At 40.6% G+C, this 23,280-nt stretch carries 21 protein-coding genes; 5 read left to right on the top strand and 16 right to left on the bottom strand.

Features of this window, described 5'->3' with window-relative positions:
• Positions 1-124: 124 nt before the first annotated feature.
• Genes BM378_RS01730 through BM378_RS01720 form a run of 3 tightly spaced genes read right to left on the bottom strand, consistent with a single transcriptional unit; the run spans position 125 to position 2,096 of the window.
• A complete protein-coding gene (locus BM378_RS01730) occupies positions 125-601 on the bottom strand; it encodes a TlpA disulfide reductase family protein (RefSeq protein WP_074988417.1) in 477 nt (158 codons plus the stop codon).
• Positions 598-1,485 carry a spermidine synthase gene (locus BM378_RS01725; RefSeq protein ID WP_074988416.1) on the bottom strand — a complete coding sequence of 296 codons (888 nt, stop codon included), beginning with the start codon at positions 1,483-1,485 and terminating at the stop codon, positions 598-600. Before BM378_RS01725 ends, BM378_RS01730 begins: the two co-directional genes overlap by 4 nt.
• Positions 1,470-2,096 (bottom strand): fused MFS/spermidine synthase, encoded by a 627-nt coding sequence (locus BM378_RS01720; RefSeq protein WP_036972611.1) that lies wholly within the window; start codon positions 2,094-2,096, stop codon positions 1,470-1,472. Before BM378_RS01720 ends, BM378_RS01725 begins: the two co-directional genes overlap by 16 nt.
• Positions 2,097-2,286: 190 nt before the next feature.
• On the opposite strand from BM378_RS01720, the gene BM378_RS01715 reads away from it, so the two are divergent.
• Positions 2,287-2,745 (top strand): GyrI-like domain-containing protein, encoded by a 459-nt coding sequence (locus tag BM378_RS01715; RefSeq protein WP_227006868.1) that lies wholly within the window; start codon positions 2,287-2,289, stop codon positions 2,743-2,745.
• A 70-nt stretch (positions 2,746-2,815) separates the two neighbouring features.
• On the opposite strand, the gene BM378_RS01710 is transcribed toward BM378_RS01715, so the two are convergent.
• Complete coding sequence (locus BM378_RS01710; protein WP_074988571.1) at positions 2,816-3,478, bottom strand: FMN-dependent NADH-azoreductase; 663 nt, start codon at positions 3,476-3,478, stop codon at positions 2,816-2,818.
• A gap of 118 nt (positions 3,479-3,596) precedes the next feature.
• Here BM378_RS01710 and BM378_RS01705 point away from each other — a divergent pair, with 118 nt between their 5' ends.
• Complete coding sequence (locus BM378_RS01705; RefSeq protein WP_074988414.1) at positions 3,597-4,451, top strand: LysR family transcriptional regulator; 855 nt, start codon at positions 3,597-3,599, stop codon at positions 4,449-4,451.
• Between the two features lie 242 nt (positions 4,452-4,693).
• On the opposite strand, the gene BM378_RS01700 is transcribed toward BM378_RS01705, so the two are convergent.
• Both BM378_RS01700 and BM378_RS01695 read right to left on the bottom strand, forming a co-directional pair.
• Positions 4,694-6,394, bottom strand: a complete 1,701-nt coding sequence (locus BM378_RS01700) for a bifunctional protein-serine/threonine kinase/phosphatase (protein WP_074988570.1) — start codon at positions 6,392-6,394, stop codon at positions 4,694-4,696.
• A 41-nt stretch (positions 6,395-6,435) separates the two neighbouring features.
• The gene (locus tag BM378_RS01695) at positions 6,436-7,287 is read right to left on the bottom strand and encodes a formate/nitrite transporter family protein (protein ID WP_065979195.1); all 852 of its coding nucleotides are present in this window, start codon (positions 7,285-7,287) and stop codon (positions 6,436-6,438) included.
• Between the two features lie 626 nt (positions 7,288-7,913).
• On the opposite strand from BM378_RS01695, the gene BM378_RS01690 reads away from it, so the two are divergent.
• Positions 7,914-9,101, top strand: coding sequence for a nitrate regulatory protein (locus BM378_RS01690; protein ID WP_177222564.1), 1,188 nt, complete (start codon positions 7,914-7,916; stop codon positions 9,099-9,101).
• Positions 9,102-9,231: 130 nt separating this feature from the next.
• Here BM378_RS01690 and cobA read toward each other — a convergent pair whose 3' ends face one another.
• The 8 genes from cobA to BM378_RS01650 all read right to left on the bottom strand — a co-directional run bounded on the left by cobA (position 9,232) and on the right by BM378_RS01650 (position 19,348).
• The gene (cobA, locus tag BM378_RS01685; protein WP_074988410.1) at positions 9,232-10,152 is read right to left on the bottom strand and encodes a uroporphyrinogen-III C-methyltransferase; all 921 of its coding nucleotides are present in this window, start codon (positions 10,150-10,152) and stop codon (positions 9,232-9,234) included.
• A 36-nt stretch (positions 10,153-10,188) separates the two neighbouring features.
• Positions 10,189-10,551, bottom strand: coding sequence for a nitrite reductase small subunit NirD (gene nirD, locus BM378_RS01680; protein WP_065979192.1), 363 nt, complete (start codon positions 10,549-10,551; stop codon positions 10,189-10,191).
• Between the two features lie 9 nt (positions 10,552-10,560).
• Complete coding sequence (nirB, locus tag BM378_RS01675; protein WP_074988409.1) at positions 10,561-13,092, bottom strand: nitrite reductase large subunit NirB; 2,532 nt, start codon at positions 13,090-13,092, stop codon at positions 10,561-10,563.
• Positions 13,093-13,128: 36 nt separating this feature from the next.
• A complete protein-coding gene (locus BM378_RS01670; RefSeq protein WP_074988408.1) occupies positions 13,129-14,307 on the bottom strand; it encodes an alginate export family protein in 1,179 nt (392 codons plus the stop codon).
• A gap of 581 nt (positions 14,308-14,888) precedes the next feature.
• Positions 14,889-17,216 carry a S9 family peptidase gene (locus tag BM378_RS01665; protein WP_074988406.1) on the bottom strand — a complete coding sequence of 776 codons (2,328 nt, stop codon included), beginning with the start codon at positions 17,214-17,216 and terminating at the stop codon, positions 14,889-14,891.
• An 88-nt stretch (positions 17,217-17,304) separates the two neighbouring features.
• Positions 17,305-18,105 (bottom strand): DODA-type extradiol aromatic ring-opening family dioxygenase, encoded by an 801-nt coding sequence (locus tag BM378_RS01660; protein ID WP_074988404.1) that lies wholly within the window; start codon positions 18,103-18,105, stop codon positions 17,305-17,307.
• A gap of 112 nt (positions 18,106-18,217) precedes the next feature.
• Entirely contained in the window at positions 18,218-18,850 is a 633-nt protein-coding gene (gene tmpT, locus BM378_RS01655; protein WP_074988403.1) for a thiopurine S-methyltransferase, read from the bottom strand.
• A 9-nt stretch (positions 18,851-18,859) separates the two neighbouring features.
• Positions 18,860-19,348 carry a DUF2938 domain-containing protein gene (locus tag BM378_RS01650; protein WP_074988401.1) on the bottom strand — a complete coding sequence of 163 codons (489 nt, stop codon included), beginning with the start codon at positions 19,346-19,348 and terminating at the stop codon, positions 18,860-18,862.
• A 94-nt stretch (positions 19,349-19,442) separates the two neighbouring features.
• On the opposite strand from BM378_RS01650, the gene BM378_RS01645 reads away from it, so the two are divergent.
• Complete coding sequence (locus BM378_RS01645) at positions 19,443-20,327, top strand: LysR family transcriptional regulator (RefSeq protein ID WP_083422850.1); 885 nt, start codon at positions 19,443-19,445, stop codon at positions 20,325-20,327.
• Here the strand turns inward: BM378_RS01645 and BM378_RS01640 are convergent.
• Positions 20,322-20,891: a DJ-1/PfpI family protein gene (locus BM378_RS01640; protein ID WP_074988397.1), complete on the bottom strand. Its 570-nt coding sequence runs from the start codon at positions 20,889-20,891 to the stop codon at positions 20,322-20,324. The genes BM378_RS01645 and BM378_RS01640 overlap by 6 nt on opposite strands.
• Positions 20,892-21,016: 125 nt before the next feature.
• Between BM378_RS01640 and BM378_RS01635 the strand changes: the two genes are divergently transcribed.
• Positions 21,017-21,721, top strand: a complete 705-nt coding sequence (locus BM378_RS01635; protein WP_074988395.1) for a hypothetical protein — start codon at positions 21,017-21,019, stop codon at positions 21,719-21,721.
• Between the two features lie 59 nt (positions 21,722-21,780).
• Here the strand turns inward: BM378_RS01635 and BM378_RS01630 are convergent, their stop codons facing one another.
• On the bottom strand, positions 21,781-23,247 hold the full coding sequence (locus tag BM378_RS01630; RefSeq protein WP_074988393.1) for a DNA recombination protein RmuC: 1,467 nt from the start codon (positions 23,245-23,247) through the stop codon (positions 21,781-21,783).
• Between the last annotated feature and the right edge of the window lie 33 nt (positions 23,248-23,280).

Genomic DNA, 23,280 nt, shown 5'->3' with positions numbered 1-23,280 from the left:
TCCATTTACTTAGCATGCTAACTATTTTAGTGTAGTTAGCATGCTAAGTAAATATTAATGCATTTTATAAAACAGATAGAACTAATCGAAAAAACCGAAACAACGAAAATAATAACCTGTCAGTTCACAAAGGTGCGATTAACGTTTTAATATGCTGCTCATATTGGTCTAACTTATCAATTACAAAGCCCGTATGTTGGTAGCGGACTATCCCTTCTTTATCAATTAAAAAGCTGCTGGGCATCCCTTTGAGTTGATATTGCCTGCCTATGACAGCATCGGGGTCATAAATGATATTAAAATTAACCGCAAAATCAGTTAAAAACTTCTCAGCATCTGCGCGCTCTACATCAATGTTAACCGCAATAACCGTCAACCCTTGTTCACGATACGTATTTTGCATTTCAATAAGCCACGGAAACGAGCGACGACAAGGGCTGCACCACGACGCCCAAAAATCTAATAGCACCACTTTTCCTTTATTTTGACTGAGTAACGCTGCGAGTTGTTGCTGGCTAGGTGAAACTGTTGTCGATGCAGGTTGCTCTGCTATCACAGCAGAGCTAACAAAAAGAAATAGAGAGAAGATGAGTTTGATCATTGATAATTTAACAAGTTTGCTGGTGAATATTGATCCGTTAAGACCTTGGTGTCTTTTGGCCAGTCTTGGTTGCCTTTAGTATAAAACAAGTGCTCACTAAGCAACTGCATATCGACATCATAAGGGGCTAATTTTGGCGTTAAACGCTTTACCCGCTCAGCAATTTGTTGCTCTGTGGGCATGGCATGAAAACCCGCTAAAATTATCCGGTTAGAATCTTTATCTGTCACTACATTTACAAAATCACCAAAGACATCAAAATAGGTTGCAGACTCGTGCTGATAAAGCTTACTTGATGAAAAGGTGTTTGCGGCAACAACGCCATTGTTGGTCAGAACACTTTTTACTTCAGCAAAAAACTCTTTTGTAAGTAAGTGCTCAGGAATGTAGTCGCCGTTAAAGGCATCGAGAATAATCCAGTCGTACTTTTGTTTTTTTAATGCCGCACGTTTTATAAAAATGCGTCCATCTTGCACTTTTGATGTCACGCTGTCGGTTTCAACAAAATCAAAATAATCGCGTGCAACTTTAATCACCGCAGGGTCAATTTCTACATTTTCTATATGTGCATTGGGGTAGAGTTCATGAATGGTGTTAGAAAGTGTGCCACCCCCCAATCCAATAATGAGCACATTCTTTGGATTATCAATAAATAATAAACTTGCGAAGGTCATTTTAGTGTAATTAAACACTAACTTTTTAGGGTCACTTTGGTACATACAACTTTGCGTACTTTTACGGGTTTTTTCATTAAATTTTAAACACAGTAAGTCAGCATTTTTCTCAACCAAAATGTTGCGATACAAAGAGCGTTCTTTGTGTATTACCTTGCTTTGTGCAATGAATGGCATGATTAACACTAACCATATTAAGACTCTAAGCATACAGCACGCTCCTTAACCGAAAGCTGACTCACAACAATAGCAAGTAATCCCAAAGCACCGAGTACAGCAGCAAATGTTTTAATAATGTCATTAACATCAAATGCCAGCACCATATAAAACGAAGTGATAATAGTGCCCAGCGCACTGCCTAATGTACTCACAAAATATAACCCGCCAGCCACTTGTCCACTTTTTTCATGATCGGTAACCAATAACCGCACCGAATATGGCGAGATCATGCCTAAAATAATAGTTGGAATGAAAAACAATGCCATTGAGGCAAGCAGAGAACCGTAACGACTGTCTTCGATATGGCTGAAAATAAAAGCCATAATTGGCTCAGCAAACATAACAATTGGTATCACCATAATACTGGCAATAAAAAAGATAGCGCCATATTTGGTTAATGTAGGGTTGCGAGTAGAAAGTTTACCGCCAAGCAAATAACCAATTGATAAGCTCAACATAAACACAGTAATAATACTGCCCCAAATATGCACACTACTACCAAAAAATGGGGCTAAAATTCGCCCACCGAGTAATTCAATCCCCATTATACAAAAGCCACTACTGAATGCTAAAAAGTAGATAAGCGCATTGATTTTATTCATTAAACACCTGCTGATTTCGTTATAGTTTTAATCCATCTTAACCTGATGATGAACTCGATGCTATGACTGTTTTTTGTTCATAAAAGGGGCAATGATAAAAATACCTTTTTAAATAACCTTTATAAAAAAAGAGGCTAATTAGGTCATCGTCTGGTATTTTATCGGGAGCAATTAAAAATGGATTCAAGCGATGGAACAGCACATTACCTCAATAAACGTTAGCGAAATAAAATCACTTTCAGGTTTTAAAGTGCGCACGTGTAACGCGAATGAAATGAGTGGCGAGGGCGCTCAAATAGGGCATTTATGGCAACGTTTTTATAGCGAAATAGCACCAGAACTGACCTCAACAAGCCAGGTTTACGGTGTGTATACACATTACGAATCAGATGTCACCGGTGACTTTGATGTATATGCCTGTACTAATACCCCGATAAACACGGTAGAAACAGAGTCCGTTGATCTGGCTGCAGGGCATTATCTTCGCTTTAATGGTCAAGGAAGTATGCCACACGCAGTGATTGATGTATGGGGTCAAGTTTGGCAATACTTTAGTAATGAGCAGTGCCCACACATTCGCGCTTATAAAACTGACTACGAGTTTTATAAAAGTAGCGATGAGGTTGAGGTGTTTATTTCTGTTGGATAGCAATGCACTAAACAACGCGTGTAAACCCCCATTACAAATTGACTAAATACGCCGCTTAATGCGGCGCTGGCTATTTATAGAAACTCAGTGCTATTTGTTCAGCTTTTGCATAGGCGTTAGTGAGTGAACGCTGATGCCTTTCATCATTAAACTCTTGGTATTCACTGGCAATTTCGTCGATTTTCTCAACGCCTAAATACAGACTCATCGTGCGTAGATGAGGCACTAAATGGCTCATATGCTCGCGTATCCCACCTTGCTCGAAGCCAAACTCGCCTGTAGAGGTAATGATCACTAAGCGTTTACCATTTAGCAGCGGTTTTAAAGGAAAATCACCACGTCCTAAGTCAAAATCAAAAGTTTTGTTAATGCGAACTATTTGATCAAACCATGCTTTTAGTTGCGCGGGCATACCGTAGTTATACATAGGAGTTGAGATCACGATAGTGTCGGCCTTAGCGACTTCATTAATAAGTTCATCTGACTCAGCAAGCAGCGCTTGTTGTTCTATGGTTTGCTTATTAGCCGGTGTGAACACGGCACCTATCCACGCTTGAGTAATAAAAGAAGGCGGGTGAATCCCTACATCACGATAGATATACTCAGCTATTGCATTAGTATTTTGTAAGCAGCTTATAAAATGTTTAGCAATATTCTTTGAAATTGAATCATGGCTTGAATTATCATTTTTTGCCGCACGTACGCTAGCATCAATATGTAGAAGGGTAGTCATAAGTAAAACCTCATTAGTTAATGTATGGGTATCATCAATAAATTGAGGCGTTTTAACAAACGAGTTAAAATTCACTATAAGTAAGTTATACTCAGCTATAAATCTGCGAGAGTTTTTTATGCAAGTATCATTACAATCCTTAAAAGCCTTTGAGTCGGCTGCGCGCTTGGGCAGTTTTAAAGCTGCAGCTGCAGAACTTGCGATTACGCCTACCGCAGTTTCACATCATATAAGTAACCTCGAAAGTCGTTTAAACACCGATTTATTTCATCGTGAAGTAAGAAAAATCACCTTAACTGAAACGGGTGAATACTTGAGCCTGAGCACTTCAAAAGGGTTTAAACTAATTTTTGATGCGCTAGACACGCTAAGCCAAGCAAATAACCACATTCGGATAACAACCACCTCATCGCTTGCCGCAATGAGGCTAATACCTGCTTTACATACGCTAAACACACAGTATCCACAATTAACGCTCGATATATCAACCAGTGAAGCGCTGGATAAACAATTGCATACTTTACCCGTTAGACTTGGGAATAAAGAAGAAATCAACGAAGCTGATATCATAAAATATGAGGCTTTTAATGTCTTTGCTGCAAGCACGCACCAGCGCGCGCCTTGGCTAAATGGGCACGTTACTTTGTACACTAGTCAATGGAAAAACAACGCATTAGCTGCGCCCCCTCTCACTGAGTGGCTGACTAAAAACAACCAAAGCCCATCGCAGTTCGAGATTAAGTCGTTTGATCAGGAGTTATTTGGTATTCAACAAGCATTGGCAAATAATGGCGCTGTATTTTGCTCAAACACGTTGGTCAAACCCTATGTTGATGCAGGGTTACTCACACACTTTAAGAGCCATGCTGTAGAATCACAGCTTTGTTATTACATACCCGATAAGTCTCGCTTTGAGACGCGATTTCAACGTATTGCTATAGAGTGGGTAACCACTCTTTTAAATCAAAAATAAGGTCGCTGAGATGGCATTTAAAATAACCGTCTAACCCCCCCTGACTGATTGTTCTGTATTCTCGGTGTGGTCGGCATCGCTATTCACAGCCTGTACTTTTCAGATGCATGCTTTTCAAGCTTTATAACCAAGCCATTAAACGTGCTTGTATTGATAGGGCTCCACCATTAAAGTGGAATTCACGTATCGTGATACGGACGCTTTGGTAAAGCATCAGCCTTCATTACTTTTTAATACCCATCTCAATTTACCCAATGAGCAATTAAAACGAACGCTAGAAATAATGAGACCAGTTGCCAAAATAGCACTGGATTTCGCTCAAGTAGTGGTAATTTTCTACTGTAGATTGGGTTAGGGTTATGCATATCAAATAGGAACTCAGATAAGCTTTGATACCTTTTTTGCATATCAGGGCGACATGCTTTATTAATTGCAGCATCGACCCAAACCGGAATTTTTAAGTTCTTTTGAATCAGAGGCTTGTATTGAAGTTTTGCCAATTGTCTTGTACTAGATAATTTTGCAACAGAAACACCGTAAGGGTAGTCACCACTTAACATATGGTAGGTAATGACAGCAAGAGCAAACAAATCACTCGTTGAATCAGGCCAATCACCTAAAAAGTACTCAGGAGCACTATACAACATGTCACCCGGTACATGCCCCTCAATTTGATTAAACTGTAACCCATGCAGACTTGCAGAACCTAAATCTAATAAAGTGAGATTGCCATGACAATCGATTATTATATTTTCGGGCCGAATGTCTTGATGCAATATGCCTTTACTATGTAATGCGCCCACGGCCGATACAAGCTGAGTTAACCAACCACGCACCTGTTGCAAGTTTGCCCGACCATTATCGTTAAGCCATTGCCGAAGGGTAATACCTTCAACTAGCTCGGTTAAAGTATAAAAAAAGTGTCGTTTAGAGGGCGACACTGCTTTAACAACGCTAGGGTGGTTAACCTTGGCAATTAACCACTCCTCTTTGGCGAGTTCATCTAAGTAATTAATATCTGATTGCAAAGACACCGATGGAACTTTCATGACAACGTTTAATCCTGTGCCAATGTCTTGAACTTTAAATAAAGAGCTCCTATCGCTCTTATGCAACTGTTTAATAAGCTTAAAATTGTCTACGACATCACCCACTTTCAGATCGTTTACCACAGGTAAAAACCCTTCGTCTGAGTAATCTGAGCTCTCTACTTGCTGGTGTTTTAATAGTTTAATAACTTGGATAGTAAGATTATCGTCACTGCCGTTAGCTTGAGCAAACGCCGTGACTTTTTCACATGCGTATTGCAGTTGCTTTTCTGTGCAACAGCCTTTAAAGAAATTTAGTAACATCTGCGGAGAAACAAATTCTGTCACTCCATCCGTTGCGAGTAAAACGTAATCGCCAACACTGAGCGCGATATGTTGAATATCTAACTGCAAATTAGACCTAATGCCCAGTGCATTACTTAAATATTGATGATCAAACTCATCGGCAGCACGGTGCTGTTTGCTGCAACAAACAATCTCATTACCTTGAATATGGAATATACTTGAATCACCGCAGTTAAATAGGCAAGCACTCGTTTCGGTTATGATCACTCCAGAAAAGGTGCATACAAATCCGTGATCAAAATTATCCCTATACCGACTATATTGTGTCTTTGCTAGCAGCTGCAGATTAATGACTTCAAGTACTTTTCTGCCAGCCCTTGCAGGTGACCATACATCACTAGTTCGTAAATATTCATCACAGAAAAGCGTAACAGCCAAGTCACTCGCATACTGACTAACCTGGCTGCTACTTATACCGTCTGCAATAGCAGCAATTACACCTTTCGAACGTTTACCATCTAACGTAGGGATGTAACATTTTACGCTGTCCTGATTGACCAGTTTCAACCCTTTCAATGAATGGGATTTTGCTATTACATGCGAAGTCATTGTTAACTTTTCTTGCCTATTTTTACGCATTATTGGTTTAACTATTTTGCAATGACATTGTCGCCCATCGGTGCAGCTGTTTCCGTTAACTTGCGTTTTGGTTTTGTGCGATAGTGCGTCGTATACAAAGTGAGTCCAGTGAAAGCGAGACCACCAACTAGATTTCCAAGCGCGGTTGGAATTTCGTTCCAAATTAAATAATCAACAACGGAAAAATCCCCCCCCATAATTAGGCTGAACGGAAATAAAAACATATTTACAACGGAATGTTCAAACGCCATGAAAAAGAACAGCATAATCGGCATCCACATCGCGATGACTTTACCACTGACATGCGTAGACACCATTGCTCCTACAACCCCCATTGACACCATCCAATTACACAGCATGCCGCGTATAAAGATGGTCATCCAGCCTTCAAAACCATATTTCGCATAGCCTAGAGTACGTGCTTCACCGATGCTGGATACCTTAGCGGCAATTGCACCACCATCAGTGTTAAAACCCATAGTGAAAACAAACGACATCATAATTGCCACAGTTAAAGCACCTGCAAAGTTACCTACAAAAACAAGCCCCCAGTTTCTCAGTATTTGCGGCCAAGTAACCCCAGGGCGCCGCGCAAGCCAAGCTAATGGAGTCAACATAAAGACACCCGTTAGAAGATCGAACCCCATTAAATAAAGCATACAAAAACCGACCGGAAAAAGAATTGCTCCAATCAGAAAGACCCCCGTTTGCACCGCAACAGTAATTGCAAAGACAGCAGCTAATGCCAAAATAGCACCTGCCATATAGGCACGGATAATCGTGTCACGCGTGGACATATAAATTTTTGATTCGCCAGCATCCACCATCTTTGTAACGAAATCACTTGGTAACAAGTAAGCCATGTTATTCACCTTTGATAGTTAATTTTTATGTTAATTTCACAGTTAAAATGTGACTATTTTCCAGGCAAAAAAAAACGCCCGCATCGACTCTTTTAGAAGAGCAGATTGCGGACGCCATTGTCCTTTACATTTCCAATTGTCACAGTCAGTGCAACTGTTCACAACTAATTAAACAAGTTATATGCCAACAATAGAAAACCAATAAAAGCCATTAAATTTCAAATATATAAATTAGTAAAAGTCAAAGACACAAAATTAAAAATTAACACTTGCTTTACTTTGGAGCATAAAACGCATCAATTTGGGGCGAATGGGTGATTATGAGCACTACAGTGATAAGCCTAAGCCGTGACTATAATAAATAATTGCCTCGCTTTTTCTTGAACTGTAAACCCCATTTACAGGCGAGGTAGTTGCGTTTAATAAAAATCCAAATAACACAGAGCAAACTCTCAAAAGGCGTATTTTTACACAGGGAATAATAATTGCTTATAACAAAACTATTCTATCTATGTAGTCCCTAATATATGTCGACACCATCAAATAGTACGAAACAATTTCTACTCGCAGCGAAACATGCCGAGCTCAATAGTTTGTATGCATTAGCATCAAATTGCAGGATTGTCATGGCTGCTACATGTATGATTCATCAACTTCAAAGAGAACGAGGAACAGCAAACGTCTATTTAGGGTCCAAAGGTACAGCGTATAAAGCACACTTACCTCTACAATTTAAGCACACCTCAGATGCAGAGGAGGCGCTAAGAGCACGCTTAAAATCAAAGTTCTTAAGTAGTGATTCAATGCATACTCAGGTAAGGCTTTTAACATCGATTACATTAGCGTCTCAATGCCTTGATCAGTTGCCAACATTGCGCAAACAAATTCAAAAACAAGATGTCACGCCACTCAAATCAACTGATGCGTATTGCCGTTTAATTGGCAAAATAATAAACCTTATTTTTGAGGCGGCTGATGTATCTAATGATGCGTCAATCACAAAAACGTTAGTGGCATTATTCAACTTTATTCAGGGCAAAGAATTAGCGGGACAAGAGCGCGCGCTGGGTGCAATTGGATTTTCACAGCAACAGAAAGATCAAAATATTTTATCTAAAATGCAAGAGCTGGAACGTGCGCAACACGATATTTTTGAGCGGTTCCTAGAGTTTGCAGCAGCCGATGAGCAATCTGTATGGAAAACATTAAAACAATCTGAACTGACAAGTGATATCAATAAACTTCGAACAATGTTCAAAGCGCTATCCGAAACGAATAGCTATACTCCCGAGCTTGGTGAAGTGTGGTATGAAGTTGCTACGAAACGAATTGATGGATTACAAAACATTGAAAATATGCTGACCTCTCGACTCATGGAGCAGGTTCAAGTCCGTATAGAAGAAGCAAAAGGAGAAATATCAAATCATAATGTATTAATGGAAAAAATCGCGGAGGATAACACGGTTGATTCAAGTTTTAATATGCTATTTGATCACCAGTTTTCTGGATTACATGGTATAGAGATGGGTGTCTTAGAACAACAAGAGAGAGAGGTTAGAACTGGTCACAAATCGTTTTACGATTTAATTTGTGAACAAGCAAACCATATTAATCACATGACGAACGAGCTAGAGAATGTAAAGCGAGCACTGCATGAGCAAAAGGTCATTGGCAGAGCCAAAATACTCTTAATGCAAAGTTCTAAAATAGGCGAGCAACAAGCGCATCAGTTGTTACAAAAAACAGCGATGTCTCAAAACCAAACTTTAATAGAAGTCGCCAATAACATCGTTGCCAAGGTCGCTAACATTTAGCGTTGATTTAGAGTACTCAATCAACACTGAAATTATCCGAAAATTTAGCTCTTCCAGCTTATACTTCTTCGAGGAGCAATTGATTGCGACAGCATTTTTAATGCTGTCGCGCAAAATTTAAAAAAGCGAATTAAAATGGCAGTTGCCACGGCACTCTTTCTTTAACAAAGTAGTCTGCCTTTAACATTGCTAAATTTACATCTTTACGCTGATTTACTACGTCACCAATGATGACTAAAGCAGGCCCTGTAAAGTCTTTAAGTGCGTGTTCAACATTAATTTTTGCCAGTGTTTGGCAACATATTTTTTGTTCTGCTAACGTTCCTTTATCAACTATTGCTATCGGTGTATTAGGTTTCATACCGTGTTCAATCAGCTGCTTCACGATACTGTCAACACGCGTTAACCCCATATAAAACACTAAGGTTTGTTTTGCAGCAACAAGCTGGGACCAATTTGCTTGTTGTTGTTCATCTTTGAAGTGGGCGGTAACAAACTGCACCGATTGCGAACATGTTCTATCAGTTAAGGGGATCCCGGTATAAGCACTACAAGCACTCGCAGCTGTCACACCCGGTACAATCGCAAATGGAATATGGTGTTCAGCAAGCGCATTTGTTTCTTCTGATAAGCGCCCAAAAATAGAAGGATCCCCACCTTTTAGACGAACAACTATTTTATTTTCTTGTGCTTTTTCAACTAATAAACGACTAATACTAGCTTGTGGCATGCTATGGCAACCTTGCCTCTTACCTACAAATATAACCTCCACATTTGACGGGAAATACTGCTGTAACTCGCTACTGACTAAACAATCAACCAAAATCACATCAGCATGTTGAAGTATGCGATGTGCTTTCATGGTCAACAGCTCTGGATCGCCAGAGCCTGCACCAATCAAATAAACTTGTCCCTTTTTACAACCCTGGATGTTTAAACGTTTTGTTTGAGTATGTGAAGCGGCCAACTTAACTTTGTTAAGAAGTTCATTATGTACATTCATTACCCTTTTAAATGCCGTATTGGTAAAGGTAAACATGTGAGAAACCATCTCATTCTCCTAGGTGCTTCTGAAAACTGTTTTCAGTTAAAGCAACACTTCAATTTTATTGCCATTAATACGTGCGTCATATACTGGCAACTTGATACTGTCATCATCTAAACAGCGGCCATCACTGAGCAAGTACCGTTGCTTATAAAGCGGTGATGCGACAAAAATTTGCTCATCAGTACACCCAACTAAACCACGATAAAGTACATTTGCTTTACCAATCGGATCATAATTACCAACAGCATAGACCTGCTTTTTCTGCATTTCACAATGCATATAAAACAGCGCGATTTGTTGTTCTTGTAGATTACTATCGCGCACGAGAGCACACACGCCTGAATCCATAACCAGATCTGAAACCTCACAAACAGGTTGCCAATTTTGATTGCTATTACTCATAATTATTTCCTATGCTAACTCGCGTTTTTCTTCTAATTTCGCTGGACGAATTTGCCCTCGCTCTTCGACAAATTGAATATTTACATCTTGTTTATCGCTATTTACGAACTGACGAAAACGTTTTAATGATTCAGGGTTTTCGAGTGTCGTTTTCCATTCACACTGGTAGGTATTAACAACTCGTGCCATTTGTGCTTCAAGCTCATCTGCAACTAATAATTCATCATCAATTACCACTTTTTTTAGATAACATAAACCGCCCTCCATATTTTCTAGCCATACAGAGGTACGTTGCAGTCGATCGGCTGTTTTAATATAAAACATCAAAATGCGGTCGATGTATTTGACTAACGTGACACTGTCTAAATCGGTGGCAAACAGATCTGCATGACGTGGCTTCATTCCACCATTACCGCATACATAAAGGTTCCAGCCTTTTTCAGTTGCTATAACACCAATGTCTTTACTTTGCGCTTCTGCACACTCGCGAGTACAGCCAGAAACCGCAAATTTAATTTTATGTGGCGCTCGTAACCCTTTGTAACGATTCTCAAGGTTTATCGCCATTGTGACGCTATCTTGCTGACCATAACGACACCATGTGCTACCAACACAAGATTTAACGGTTCTGAGCGACTTACCATAGGCATGTCCTGTTTCTAAGCCTGCGTCGATTAATTGCTGCCAAATAAGAGGAAGTTGATCAACCCGAGCACCAAATAAGTCAATTCGTTGTCCCCCGGTTATTTTGGTATAAAGACCAAATTGTTTAGCGACTTGACCGATTACAATTAACTTATCAGCTGTTATTTCCCCGCCAGGAATTCTTGGTACAACCGAGTAAGTGCCATCTTTTTGCATATTGGCAAGGTAGGTGTCATTGGTATCTTGCAGCGCTACATGTTGTGGGTTTAGGACGTAGTCATTCCAGACAGAAGCCAGAATAGAGCCGACCGTTGGTTTACAAATTTCACAGCCTTTACCTTTTCCATACTCAGCTAATAAGTCAGAAAAACTCTTAATACCTTGTACTTTTATAATGTCGAATAATGCTTGGCGACTGTACGCAAAGTGCTCACAAATATCTGTCTTGATTTCAACGCCTCGTGCAGCAAGCTCACTATCAACCACATTTTTTAAAAGATTCGCACACCCCCCACAACCTGAGGCAGCTTTAGTACACGACTTCACCGATGTAATATTTGTCGCACCAGTATCAATCGCGCTGATAATATCGCCTTTAGTTACATTCAAACACGAGCAAATAGAGGCTGAAGCAGGTAAGGCATCTGCACCTAAACGCGGCTTTTCTCCAGATGAAGGTAAAATAAGTGATTCGGGGCTCTTCGGTAACTCAATATCATTAAGCATGTACTGCGATAGACTGTCGTAGTCTGATGTATCACCAATCAGCACCGCTCCCAACAAACGTGACTTATCAGCACTAACAACCATTTTTTTGTACACACCAAGAGGCTGATTTTCATAGGTATAAGTTAATGCCCCGGGGGTACGTCCGTGGGCATCACCAATTGAACCTACATCAACGCCCATCAGTTTTAACTTTGTACTCATGTCTGCGCCTGTAAAATACTCATCAGACTCATCACCAAGCACAATGTGGTTCGCAACAACTCGAGCCATTGTGTAACCTGGAGCTACTAGGCCAAATATAAAGTTATTCCAAAGCGCACATTCGCCAATTGCATAAATATTCTTATCTCTCGTTTGGCATTGGTTATTAATTACGATACCGCCACGTTCACCTACCTCTAAAGCACACTCTCTGGCTAACGTGTCGTAGGGTCTAATGCCAGCAGAAAATAAAATAAGATCAGTTTCAAGTACGTCACCATCGCTAAAGTAAAGTTGATACCGACGTTCTTTACCCGCTTGAATTTCTTGCGTTGCTTTAGAGGTATGCACATGCACGCCAAGCTCTTCTATTTTTTCTTTAAGTAATTTTCCGCCTCCAGCATCAACTTGCACCGCCATTAATTGAGAAGCAAATTCGACAACATGAGTTTCTAAGCCTAGTTGCTTTAACGCGTTTGCAGCTTCAAGACCAAGCAACCCACCCCCAATCACCACACCAACTTTACTCACTTTTGCTGACGCTGAAATAGCGTCTAAGTCATCGATAGTACGATATACCAGACAGTGTTCTTTATCTTTACCAGGAATAGGCGGTACAAATGGGTACGAACCTGTAGCAAGTACTAACTTATCATAACTATAGATGTCACCTGATACTGTAGTCACCGTTTGTTTATGACTATCAATTTGAGTAACTTTTGCACCTAAGTGAAAGTTTATACCCCAGTGTCGATAAATATTTTCGCTGGTCATCGCTAAGTCATCAGCTGTTTTTCCCGCAAAATACTCAGATAAATGCACGCGATCATAAGCAAGTCGGTTTTCACCGCTGAGTACTGTGATTTCAACAGGTTGAGCTTCACTGTTTAAGCTATGTAATTGCTCGACAAAGTGATGCCCAACCATTCCATTGCCAACAACAACTATCTTTTTTGGTGTAGACATAAATTTTCCTCAATCATCTCGTGTTAGTAGGGTTTGCTAGAACGTTGCTGCAACCCACACCCAAAACTTATTTGTATCGACTTTCGCAAAAATCTCGTCACCGGCCATATAAGTTGCATACTTAACGCCGACACTATATTGCTTACTGAAAGACGTGCTATACATGACATCAAATTCTGAGCCTAGGTCGTCATAGCCAACGATTGATTCATCTGAAGAGTAGGCGTGATAAATAAGGCTCCATTTACCATTAAGTGCGTTACCAGACACACTGGCATAAAAATCTTGCAGCCCTATTGATGGTGTCACTAAGAATTGATCTGTCCAGCCATTAAATTTATGCAAGGTAGCAAGGGGAGTTTGAAATGCTTGTTCGCCGTTATCCGAACCTAACGACTCATAACCAAGTTTGTAAGTGATATCACTTATTTTTACACCGCTCTCAAGGAGTAAATAAGTCGTATCAACACTATTTGCGCCACTTTCATTAGTTTGCAACGCATATTCTGCCGCATAAGAAACAGGGAGTTTTGCTAACATCTTTTTACCGACTAAGCGCACACCGTATGTATCCAGTGCATTATCAGTATTATTATCACTCTCTAGCAAATACCCATAAGCCGTTAATTTACCGAGCTCTGTTTTTAATGATGCATTGAGCAGATGATCTTTCGAATCAACATCTTTTTCATCCGCAAAAATACGGTTGCGTTTATTTATATATGCATAGCTGACGTTGATAGCGTCTTTTTCGTATTTAGCACTTAGCGCATCAAATGTTTGCTTATCTTGCCGCCAGCCTACATGGCCAACAAATCGATGGTTATCTAAGGTAATAACTTGTCGACCGAACTTAGCTGCAAATTGCTCGCTATTATATGCCAAGTATACTTGATCAATTTCTGTTGATTCTGGGTCCGCAATCACTGAATATTCAGTGCCTTCACCAATCCCATTATTGTAATCATCAATGAGGGCAAGTGTATTCTCCAACTCAATAAAAGCGGATATGCCACTCACCGCTTTGCTTTTAAAATTAGCTAAACTGCGCAGCGTAAGTGCTGATGAATCCTTTAAGGCGTTGTCTTGATTAACCGATTCGTAGCGTAACCTAAAGTCTGTGCTCAGAGTGCCCACTTCGGTTTCAACAGCTGCGTAAGTTTGGTTTGCAAACACGGCGACTAAAACAGGCAACGTTAATTGCTTTAGTTTCATTTTTATTACTCTTGTTGTTATAAATTAATCACAAAGCCGCCTAAAAAAGACGAACCAATCCGTTGCCTTACCGAGCTTTAAGCAAAAAAAAACCCACTCAATAACAGAATGTTCGTTTCTGTTATTGAGTGGGCTTCTTTGCCGTAGCGCTATTTAATGAATGTTAAATAGCCGGATTTTGTATTTCATGTTCATTAATACATATTGTGTGCCAAAAAAAATAACCAATATAAATCAGCAAGATAAATTAAAACATCGATTTTAGTGTTATCTAATTCACCATTGCGGTGCAATCAGTTCACAAAAATAGGGCAGGGTGTACGGTGTGAGCTAAAAGTATGCTCATTGGGTTTTAATGGTATGTTTTAATCAAACTCATAGGCTATTGCCAATTCACTCTTAACGCGTTGAAACACCTTATACTGTAGGCGAAAAATAATAACCAACGTTATTAATAGTGGCTTGAGCCTAGGCTTTCATCTATAGCAACTCGAACCTCGTAACCTGTAACGGGGGTTTACAGCTTGCATAAAAAAGCCGCAGTTTAAGTTATTAAGCTGCGGCTTTTACTAAAAGCTGAATTACGGCTTGAGTAAATGCTTTTCAAAGAAGTTAGCCATCATCGTGTGATAATGCAGAGTCGTGCCTTCACCTTCACGCAGGCTGTGAGACCGGTTCGGGTATGAGAAAAACTCGAACTGTTTATTGTGCTTAACTAATTCGTTAATTAAACGTTCTGAACCTTGGTAATGCACGTTGTCATCGCCAGTGCCGTGGATCAGCAACAATTTACCTTGCAAGTCTTTGGCAAAAGTAATTGGCGAGGTATTGTCGTAACTTTCAGGATCCGTATTTGGATTACCAGCATAACGCTCTTGATAGATAGTGTCGTACAAGCGAATATCAGGGACTGGGGCTGAAGCAATGCCCACTTTGTACTTGTCGCCATGGCGGAATAACAAGTTAAGTGTTGAGCTGCCGCCTCCTGAGTGACCCCATACGCCAACACGGTCGGTATCAATTACATCCCAGCGCTTTGCCATTGCATCAAGTGCATCCACTTGGTCACGCACAGTGATTGAGCCAATTTTTTTGTAGATTGATTTACGCCAATCTCGGCCTTTCGGCGCACGTGTACCGCGATTATCAACCGAGGCAACAATAAAGCCTTGTTGTGTTAAGTACGACTTATACAAGTAACTGTTGCCTTCCCAGCGGTCTTGAACTGTAGAACCCCATGGCTCACCGTATACATAAAATACGATAGGGTACTTTTTGCTGTTATCCATATTAGCAGGGAACATAATGTAACCATCAAGCTCAACACCATCACGGGCATTTACTGTAAAGAACTCGTGTGTTGGTAATTGTTCAGTTGTAAGCTTTTCTTTTAGCGCTTTATTCTCAACTAAGGTTTTCACATTGCTGTGATCACTTACTTTGATGATTTCTTTCATGGGGGGTGTGCCAAACTTAGAGTAGGTATGCATTGCCCATGATGTGTCTTTCGACATGTAGTAGCTATTAGAGCCATCAAATGACTCTGGCGTTACACGCATCGGTTTTGTGCTTCCATCAAGCGATGTACGAAATAAATAACGCTGGCCCGGATCATCAGGTGAAGCTGTGAAATACATCACATTTTTATCTTCGTTTAACGCCAACATATCAATAATGTCGTATTCGCCCGGCGTTAAATCAATGATACTTTTGCCATCACGTGAAACACGATAAAGATGACGCCATCCATCTCGCTCACTGTGCCAAATAAAGAATGTGCCATCTTTTGACCAGTTAGCTTTATAGAACCACTCGATGAATGCATCGTCTTTGTCTTCAAGAATTTTAGTTAGCTGTTGCTTTTTCCAATCAAATAACCACACTTTGTTGTGGCTTTGCGGGCGATTAAGATCTTGGATCATTAATGACTCTCCCGTGCCAGCCCAGCTAATACGTGGGATATAACGGTCACGGTTATCGCCACCCAGTTCTGCCCAACGCGTTTTTTTATCACTTAAGCTTACCACACCGACTTTTACGGCAGAGTTCATTTCGCCCGCTTTTGGATACGGAAACTCTTTGAGTGTCGGATAAAGCTCGTCGGTGTTATTGATCATAGTGAAATATTTCACACCACTGGTATCAAGCTGCCAATAGGCGATAGATTTATTGTCAGGGCTCCAACGGAATCCATCTCGAATAGTAAACTCTTCTTCGTATACCCAGTCAAAGTTACCGTTAACGAGGGTGTCATTGCCATCGGTAGTTAATGCAGTAACCGCTTTGCTGCCTACTTTTTCCATGTAGATATTGTTGTCGCGCACATAGGCCACTTTAGAGCTATCTGGTGAGAACTTTGCGAACATTAATTTTTTAGCTTCAACGTTTTCACCACCTAATTGATACAGCGAGTCTGTCTCTAGGTTTAAAAGCCAAAAGTCACCACGGCTACGTGAACGCCAAACTTGCTCACCATTCGTAAACACCATCAGCCACTTGCCATCTTTTGACCACTGATAACTTTCAACGGTTAACGGCTCTTTTTCGCCTTCTGGGATCAGTTTTTCGTAGCTAACAAGCACTTTTCGATTTGTACCATCGGCATTATAAAAAACAATGTCGTTGCCTTTTACACCATGTTCATCGTCTTTGGCTTTATCGTCTTGTTTGTTTTTATCGCTTTCACGCTCTTCAAGCACTGTGTAACCCGTGCCGTCGTCGAGCCATGTGAAATAGGTGCTACGTTGTGCTTTAAAGTCTTTGTCTTTGTATATTTGCTCAAGCGAAAGAGGATTAGAGTTTGCGCTCACTGTTGTGGTTGTATTGGCTTGCTCAGTACTTGAGCATGCTTGTAGTCCCAAACCTGCAACAACGGCAAACGCGAGGGCTGATGTTTTTATTAAGTTCATTTTGTTATCCCTTGGTTTTAACTAACCTAGCGTAGCAAAATAAGTTAATAAAATCTGAGTTTTTATCGTATAAACAGGGGGGTTGAACTTAATCATCCCACAAAAACATACTGGCATGTTTATTAGCAATACGCAGTTCATATATATCACTACATGGTCGACTAGCGGCTCCGTAACACACATGCAGTGGTAACAAATGCTCCTCACGAGGATGATTAAAGCGTGCTGCTGGCGCCATTTGCCATTCTAATAACTTAGCGTGACGCTGTTGTTCTGTAAGCGATGTATTACCGCACACATCAACAAGCCACTGCTCAAAAGCGAGATTTTGCATTTTGATTTCGGCTGTTTCCGGTGTAAAAAAAGCGCGCATATTATGGAAAGTAAACCCTGAGCCTATAATCAATAGGTTGTCGTAATGCAGGTTTTGCAGCGCTTCGCCTATTGCTAGATGCACGTTTGGTAATAGGCTAGGGTGCAACGACAACTGCACGCAAGGTATATCTGCGTCTGGGTACATTATCTTCAAAGGGACATACATGCCATGGTCGAAGCCTCGAGTGGAGTTCAACTCACTGTCAATATGTGCAGTTGTGAGTGCTTGATGAACTTGCTCAGCAAGCACTGGCTCACCGAGACATGGGTATTCTATAGAATATGCAGAATCCGAAAATCCATAATAATCATATATAAGCTCAGGCGCAGCGGAAGAGGTAATATTTATTGGGTTGGCTTCCCAATGGGCACTGATCATCAAAATAGCTGATGGCTTTTTAATTTTTGCTGCAACAGATTGCAAACAGGTAACCATATCAGCATGACTGGCATCGCCTAATAGTGGCATTGGGCCGCCACCATGAGAAACAAAAAAGACGCGTGGCTTTTGCATAAACGGGCTCCTTACTTACGTTGTTATGTATAGTGCACGCACAGAGGTTCAATAACCAGCCACATAAATGCACAGCTTAGGTGTGATTTTACACACCAAAAGTTTGTAAGTACTAACTTAACAACCATGCAGCATTCATTGCGGGTATTTTCCCTTTAAGCCCCCCTTCTAATCGCTCTCGACAAAGTAAGGTTAATTGATAATACGCGTCGTAATGCTGATGAAGCTCGTTGGCAGTAACGTTAAATGGAGGACCTGAAAACTCACTCTGTTGATACTCAAACAACACAACCAATTGCTGCGCTTTATTGGCTAACTGTAAAATGTGTTGCGTGTAACGTACTCGCATTGATAATGGCAATGCCACTAATGCCGCTCTATCATACACAGCGTTTACCGTACCAAGTTGTTCAGGAGTCAATGTAAATATATCTCCCACCCACACAGTTAAATTAGCGCTCTGATAACACGTTAGTGTGCCATGGTTAGTAATCTCTGGTGTGAGGTTTAATTCTTGAAAAAGCTGCTTAATTGCAATTTCACTTAACTCAGCGCCCACAACTTTCATGCCGCTGGCTAACAAAAAATGAATATCGTGCGTTTTGCCACATAGAGGCACAAATACGGTATCGCCAGGTTGCAAACTCAAGTTGGTAAAATACTGATCCAGGTAACGATTAACATCCCCTTCATGAAATCCTATTTCATTATTTTCCCAACGATTATGCCAATGTTTTGCGTCCATCAATAACTCCTAAATAAACAACACAAATTGAGCTGATAAATATAACCCTACACCAAATAATAAATGGGTGGTGAGAGTTTTCAAACGTGCTTGGTTTGGCTTAGCTGTATTAACAGCCATAACTCCTAATCCTAAAGCAGGTTGCATAACAAAAAATGGCATGACCGTGCTGAACAATCCGAATAAACAGGCAGGTAAAAATAGCGGTGAAGTCATCCATTCCTTACCAATTAATAACACAAAAAACAGAGAAAATAGGGCGCCGATGATGTAATGCAAAATCCAACCAACAACACATTCGCGTTCTTTAGCTTCACTGGCAGCAATATCGACATGTTTAAATTGCCCCGATGCCATAGTAAGGGCCCAACGCCCAACAAAGCAAAAGTTTAATGTAGTCTGGTTAAAGCACTTTTTTAAAAAATAACTCCATATATCAATTAAAAGCGTGGCAACAAGGCCAATAACTATCGCCTGAATAAATTGAAGGAAGGTCATATTTATACCAAGTAGTGAATCATAAAAAACATGATAAACAATTACAAAAATGCTAAAAACAACAATATAAACAAACTATGATTGCATAAATGAAATGATGATTGATGACATTGCACTGTTCATACATATCGTTAAACAAGGCGGAGTTACAGCAGCAGCCGATTACCTATCTGTACCAGCAGCAACAGTTTCAAGGCGATTACAACGGCTTGAACAGCGCGTTGGTGAAAAACTATTAAATCGTACTGCAAGGCAATGCACATTAACTCACGTTGGCGAAGTGTACTTTCAAAGCTACGTAGAGTTAGTGGAGCAATTTGAGCAAATTCACCATCAATTAAACGATCAAAAAGCGAAATTAACGGGCAAGCTAAAAGTACTCGCCCCCCTGAATATTAGCCATGGATTTTTAAAACCTATGTGGCTTGCCTTCACGAAACACTACCCAGAAATTCAACTTGAGTTACTGCTAAACAACCAACGTGACGATCTCAGTAAAAACCAAGCAGATATCGCTATTCGTATTGGTCCGCAAACTGATTCACACTACCAACAAAAGAAACTAGGCAGTGTCGATACATTATTTGTCTCGACAGAGCGCTATTTAAGTGACGCTCCCTCACTCAGTACCCCAGCAGATTTAAGGCAACACCGGCTTATAGGCACGACGCTCAGAAATAAATGGCAACTAAACAACCTAAAAACAGGCGAAACACAGACTTACATGTGCCGGTTTGCTAGCACATTTAACGACGCCGGGTTTGTGAAATACTTAGTCTGTGATGGCCAAGGTGTGGCGTTGTTACCACGCTTTGAGATTATAGATGAGCTTAAAAGTGGACAACTCAAGCAAGTGCTCCCTTTATGGCGTGGTGAAAGCAGAGAGATATATGCAATTTGGCCAAGCGGGCGATTACTTAGTAAAAAAGCGGTTTGTCTAAAACAGTTCGTGACACAGTTTATTTCTGAAACACTATAGCCATGCGTATTCCATTTGTTTTGCTGTTAATAAAGCGTGCTCTTTATTTATCAGCTCTGCCACTAACGCTAAGCTCATATCAATGCCTGCAGAAATACCACCAGACGTGGTAAATTTTCCATCGGTTACCCAACGTTTATTGGCAATCACTGTCAAGTCTTTAAACATAGCAGCGAGATCACTTTGATCCTGCCAATGAGTTGTGACATTTTTTTTGCATAACAGCCCTGTTTTAGCTAACAAAAATGCGCCTGTGCAGACACTCGCAACCCGTTTTGTTGTGGATGCGGTGTGGGTTAACCACTCAATCACTGCGCTTTTTTCAAGCTCATGCGTATGGTCGCCACCAACCACTATAAACACATCAAGTTCTGGGCAATCAGCAAAGTTGTAATGGGGGTTTACACTGAATCCGCCACGCGCATTCACAGGGCCGTTAGTCTGTGCTATTAAACTTACTTGCCAATCATTGTTAGCTAAACGCTTTGCGGTGCTGAACACTTCAAACGGACCCGAAAAATCAAGCACTTCAGCATCATCATAAATGTAGATCCCAATATTCATACAATTGTTCCTATTATGTGGATTTATTTCTCAAGTAAAAAATCGTACTATGCCATTTTTGCAGAGCGTTAATAACATATTATTAAATTAGTACTGTATACAAATAAATCTTTAAGGCATTGTTAATGCGTTTATTATTATTACTGTGTGGCCTGCTTGTTGGGTGTAAATCAACAGAGCAAACCGTCACTGAAATCAGTGAAATATCGCCAGGTACAGTTTTGTATCAAGGCGAGACATCAAGACAAAATGTTGAAATGTTCGAAAGCGTGCTTGTGAATAGCAAAAACAAAATCGATACCCTAGTGATCAACAGTGAGGGCGGCGATGTTATGGCTGGTCTCCATTTAGGCGGCTTAGTTCACGAGTATCAATTAAAAGTGATCGTACGCGAATTGTGCGCCTCATCATGTGCAAACTATGTGATAACGGCAAGCCCAGATGTTCGCGTTGAAGAGCAGGGGATCATTGGCTGGCATGGAGGAGCTTTGCAACCGTTATATGTGCCAATGGAAAAAAATACGCAAATAACAAATTACATTGCAAAGTGGCAAGAAGCAGAAAAACAATTTTTTGAAACGATTAATGTAGAACAGGCGATAACCATTATTGGGATGATGCCTGGCATAACCGAAAAACGTGATGCCCCGATATACAGTTATGATGTAAACACATTAAAACGCCTCGGTTTGCATATACAGTTTGAGGGGGAGCAAACTGGGCTATCTACCAAGGGTGAAAAAGTAGTGCAGATCTTTGAGCTTGAAGAGGCTGTGCTTAGCCATTTTTTAATGCTGAACAGAATCGTCTCGGCAGAGCTAATCAACTAACTAAAAAGCCAACATGTTGTTGGCTTTCACAAACGTATACGTGCGGGATATTTACGGGATTAATCAAGCTCTAACTGCGCTCTCTCGACACTGTCACTCGGGAGCTCTTTTTGCACAGATACACCCAACTCTTTAAACTCCGACGCTTGCTTAATTAAGTTTCCTTTTCCGCGATAAAGTTGTGAAAAGGCCTTATCATAGCTTTCTTTAGCTCGATCGAGCTGTTTACCAACGCCTTCCATACTGGTTAAAAAGCCATTAAGTTTATTGTAAAAGCGCTCAGCACGGGCGGCCAATTCTTTTGAGTATTTTGTTTGCTCTTCAAATCGCCATAGTTGCTTCACAATATTTAAACTGGTTAGCAGGGTCGTTGGTGTCGCCACCAAAATATTCTTTTCGATCGCTTGCTGATATATATCACTCTGATATTTAAGCGCTTCAACAAATGCAGACTCAATGGGGACAAACATAACGACCACCTCAGGGGAGTTAATTCCTGGGAGTCTGTCGTATGCCTTACTGGCCAATTCATTGATACGCGATTGCACCGCAGTCACATGCTCTTTAAGTGCTTGTTGTGCTTCAAGCTCATTGTCGGCATTAACGTAGCGTGTATACGCATTGAGCGAGGTTTTAGCGTCGATCACTAAATGTCGTTCTTGAGGTAAATAAACCACAACGTCGGGGCGCAGACGCCCGTCTTCAGTATTAAATGACACTTCTCGCTCATAATCGATTCCTGCGCGAAGCCCTGCACTGTCTAAGACGTTTTCGAGCATTAACTCGCCCCAATTACCTTGTGTTTTCTTTTGCCCCTGCAAAGCGGTACTGAGCCTGTCTGCTTGTTCTGTTATGGCCTGGCTTTTTGCCTGTAAATGTAAAAGCTCGGTTTTTAATGCGGCACGTTGTTTTAAGTCTTCAACATGAATTAGCTCCATTTTATCGCGGAAGCCTTTTAACTCACCTTGAACGGGCTTTAATAACTGTTCAATACTTTCTTGGTTGAGCGTTTTAAACCGTTGTGATTTTTCTTCAAGAATTTGATTTGCTAGGTTTTCAAACTCTTTTTTGAGCTGTTCTTTACTGTCTTTTATATGATTAAGTTGTTCTTTAAAGTGCAGTTCTTTTTGTTCTAAGGTGCTGCGTAAAGTACTTAAATCGACATCGCGTTGATTTAGCATTGCTTTGGTGTCAGCGAGTTCTGCTTCAACTCGTCGCCAAAATTGATTAAATTGCTGCGCTTGCTTTTCTTGCTCGACAAAGCGGGTTTTAAAGTGTTGAGATTCATCACGTTGCTCTGCGTAATCTTGCTGTAACTGCGACAGTGTTAACTGACTTTCTTGTAACTGTTGTAGCTTCTGCTCTAATTGATTCTGCTGCAACTGATAGCTATTTTCCAGTGCGACTAACTGGCTTTTTAAGCGACTCTTTTGCAACGAGAGCACAGTACCTGAAGCCAATACTCCTAGTACACAACCGCTTGCAATCTGAAGCCAATCAATGTGGCCTAATAGCTCTGTAATCATAATGAAAACTCAATAACTTAAAGACACTTCATC

This window comes from Pseudoalteromonas lipolytica (assembly GCF_900116435.1).
In the GTDB taxonomy this organism is placed as follows: Bacteria; Pseudomonadota; Gammaproteobacteria; order Enterobacterales; family Alteromonadaceae; genus Pseudoalteromonas; species Pseudoalteromonas lipolytica.
This window is presented reverse-complemented; position numbering and strand designations above follow the sequence as displayed.

Excerpts from the sequence above, each read along its gene's own strand:
- BM378_RS01730 (WP_074988417.1), bottom strand. The coding sequence starts at position 601 with ATGATCAAACTCATCTTCTCTCTATTTCTTTTTGTTAGCTCTGCTGTG.
- BM378_RS01725 (WP_074988416.1), bottom strand. The coding sequence starts at position 1,485 with ATGCTTAGAGTCTTAATATGGTTAGTGTTAATCATGCCATTCATTGCA.
- BM378_RS01720 (WP_036972611.1), bottom strand. The coding sequence starts at position 2,096 with ATGAATAAAATCAATGCGCTTATCTACTTTTTAGCATTCAGTAGTGGC.
- BM378_RS01715 (WP_227006868.1), top strand. The coding sequence starts at position 2,287 with ATGGAACAGCACATTACCTCAATAAACGTTAGCGAAATAAAATCACTT.
- BM378_RS01710 (WP_074988571.1), bottom strand. The coding sequence starts at position 3,478 with ATGACTACCCTTCTACATATTGATGCTAGCGTACGTGCGGCAAAAAAT.
- BM378_RS01705 (WP_074988414.1), top strand. The coding sequence starts at position 3,597 with ATGCAAGTATCATTACAATCCTTAAAAGCCTTTGAGTCGGCTGCGCGC.
- BM378_RS01700 (WP_074988570.1), bottom strand. The coding sequence starts at position 6,394 with ATGACTTCGCATGTAATAGCAAAATCCCATTCATTGAAAGGGTTGAAA.
- BM378_RS01695 (WP_065979195.1), bottom strand. The coding sequence starts at position 7,287 with ATGGCTTACTTGTTACCAAGTGATTTCGTTACAAAGATGGTGGATGCT.
- BM378_RS01690 (WP_177222564.1), top strand. The coding sequence starts at position 7,914 with ATGGCTGCTACATGTATGATTCATCAACTTCAAAGAGAACGAGGAACA.
- cobA (WP_074988410.1), bottom strand. The coding sequence starts at position 10,152 with ATGGTTTCTCACATGTTTACCTTTACCAATACGGCATTTAAAAGGGTA.
- nirD (WP_065979192.1), bottom strand. The coding sequence starts at position 10,551 with ATGAGTAATAGCAATCAAAATTGGCAACCTGTTTGTGAGGTTTCAGAT.
- nirB (WP_074988409.1), bottom strand. The coding sequence starts at position 13,092 with ATGTCTACACCAAAAAAGATAGTTGTTGTTGGCAATGGAATGGTTGGG.
- BM378_RS01670 (WP_074988408.1), bottom strand. The coding sequence starts at position 14,307 with ATGAAACTAAAGCAATTAACGTTGCCTGTTTTAGTCGCCGTGTTTGCA.
- BM378_RS01665 (WP_074988406.1), bottom strand. The coding sequence starts at position 17,216 with ATGAACTTAATAAAAACATCAGCCCTCGCGTTTGCCGTTGTTGCAGGT.
- BM378_RS01660 (WP_074988404.1), bottom strand. The coding sequence starts at position 18,105 with ATGCAAAAGCCACGCGTCTTTTTTGTTTCTCATGGTGGCGGCCCAATG.
- tmpT (WP_074988403.1), bottom strand. The coding sequence starts at position 18,850 with ATGGACGCAAAACATTGGCATAATCGTTGGGAAAATAATGAAATAGGA.
- BM378_RS01650 (WP_074988401.1), bottom strand. The coding sequence starts at position 19,348 with ATGACCTTCCTTCAATTTATTCAGGCGATAGTTATTGGCCTTGTTGCC.
- BM378_RS01645 (WP_083422850.1), top strand. The coding sequence starts at position 19,443 with ATGATGATTGATGACATTGCACTGTTCATACATATCGTTAAACAAGGC.
- BM378_RS01640 (WP_074988397.1), bottom strand. The coding sequence starts at position 20,891 with ATGAATATTGGGATCTACATTTATGATGATGCTGAAGTGCTTGATTTT.
- BM378_RS01635 (WP_074988395.1), top strand. The coding sequence starts at position 21,017 with ATGCGTTTATTATTATTACTGTGTGGCCTGCTTGTTGGGTGTAAATCA.
- BM378_RS01630 (WP_074988393.1), bottom strand. The coding sequence starts at position 23,247 with ATGATTACAGAGCTATTAGGCCACATTGATTGGCTTCAGATTGCAAGC.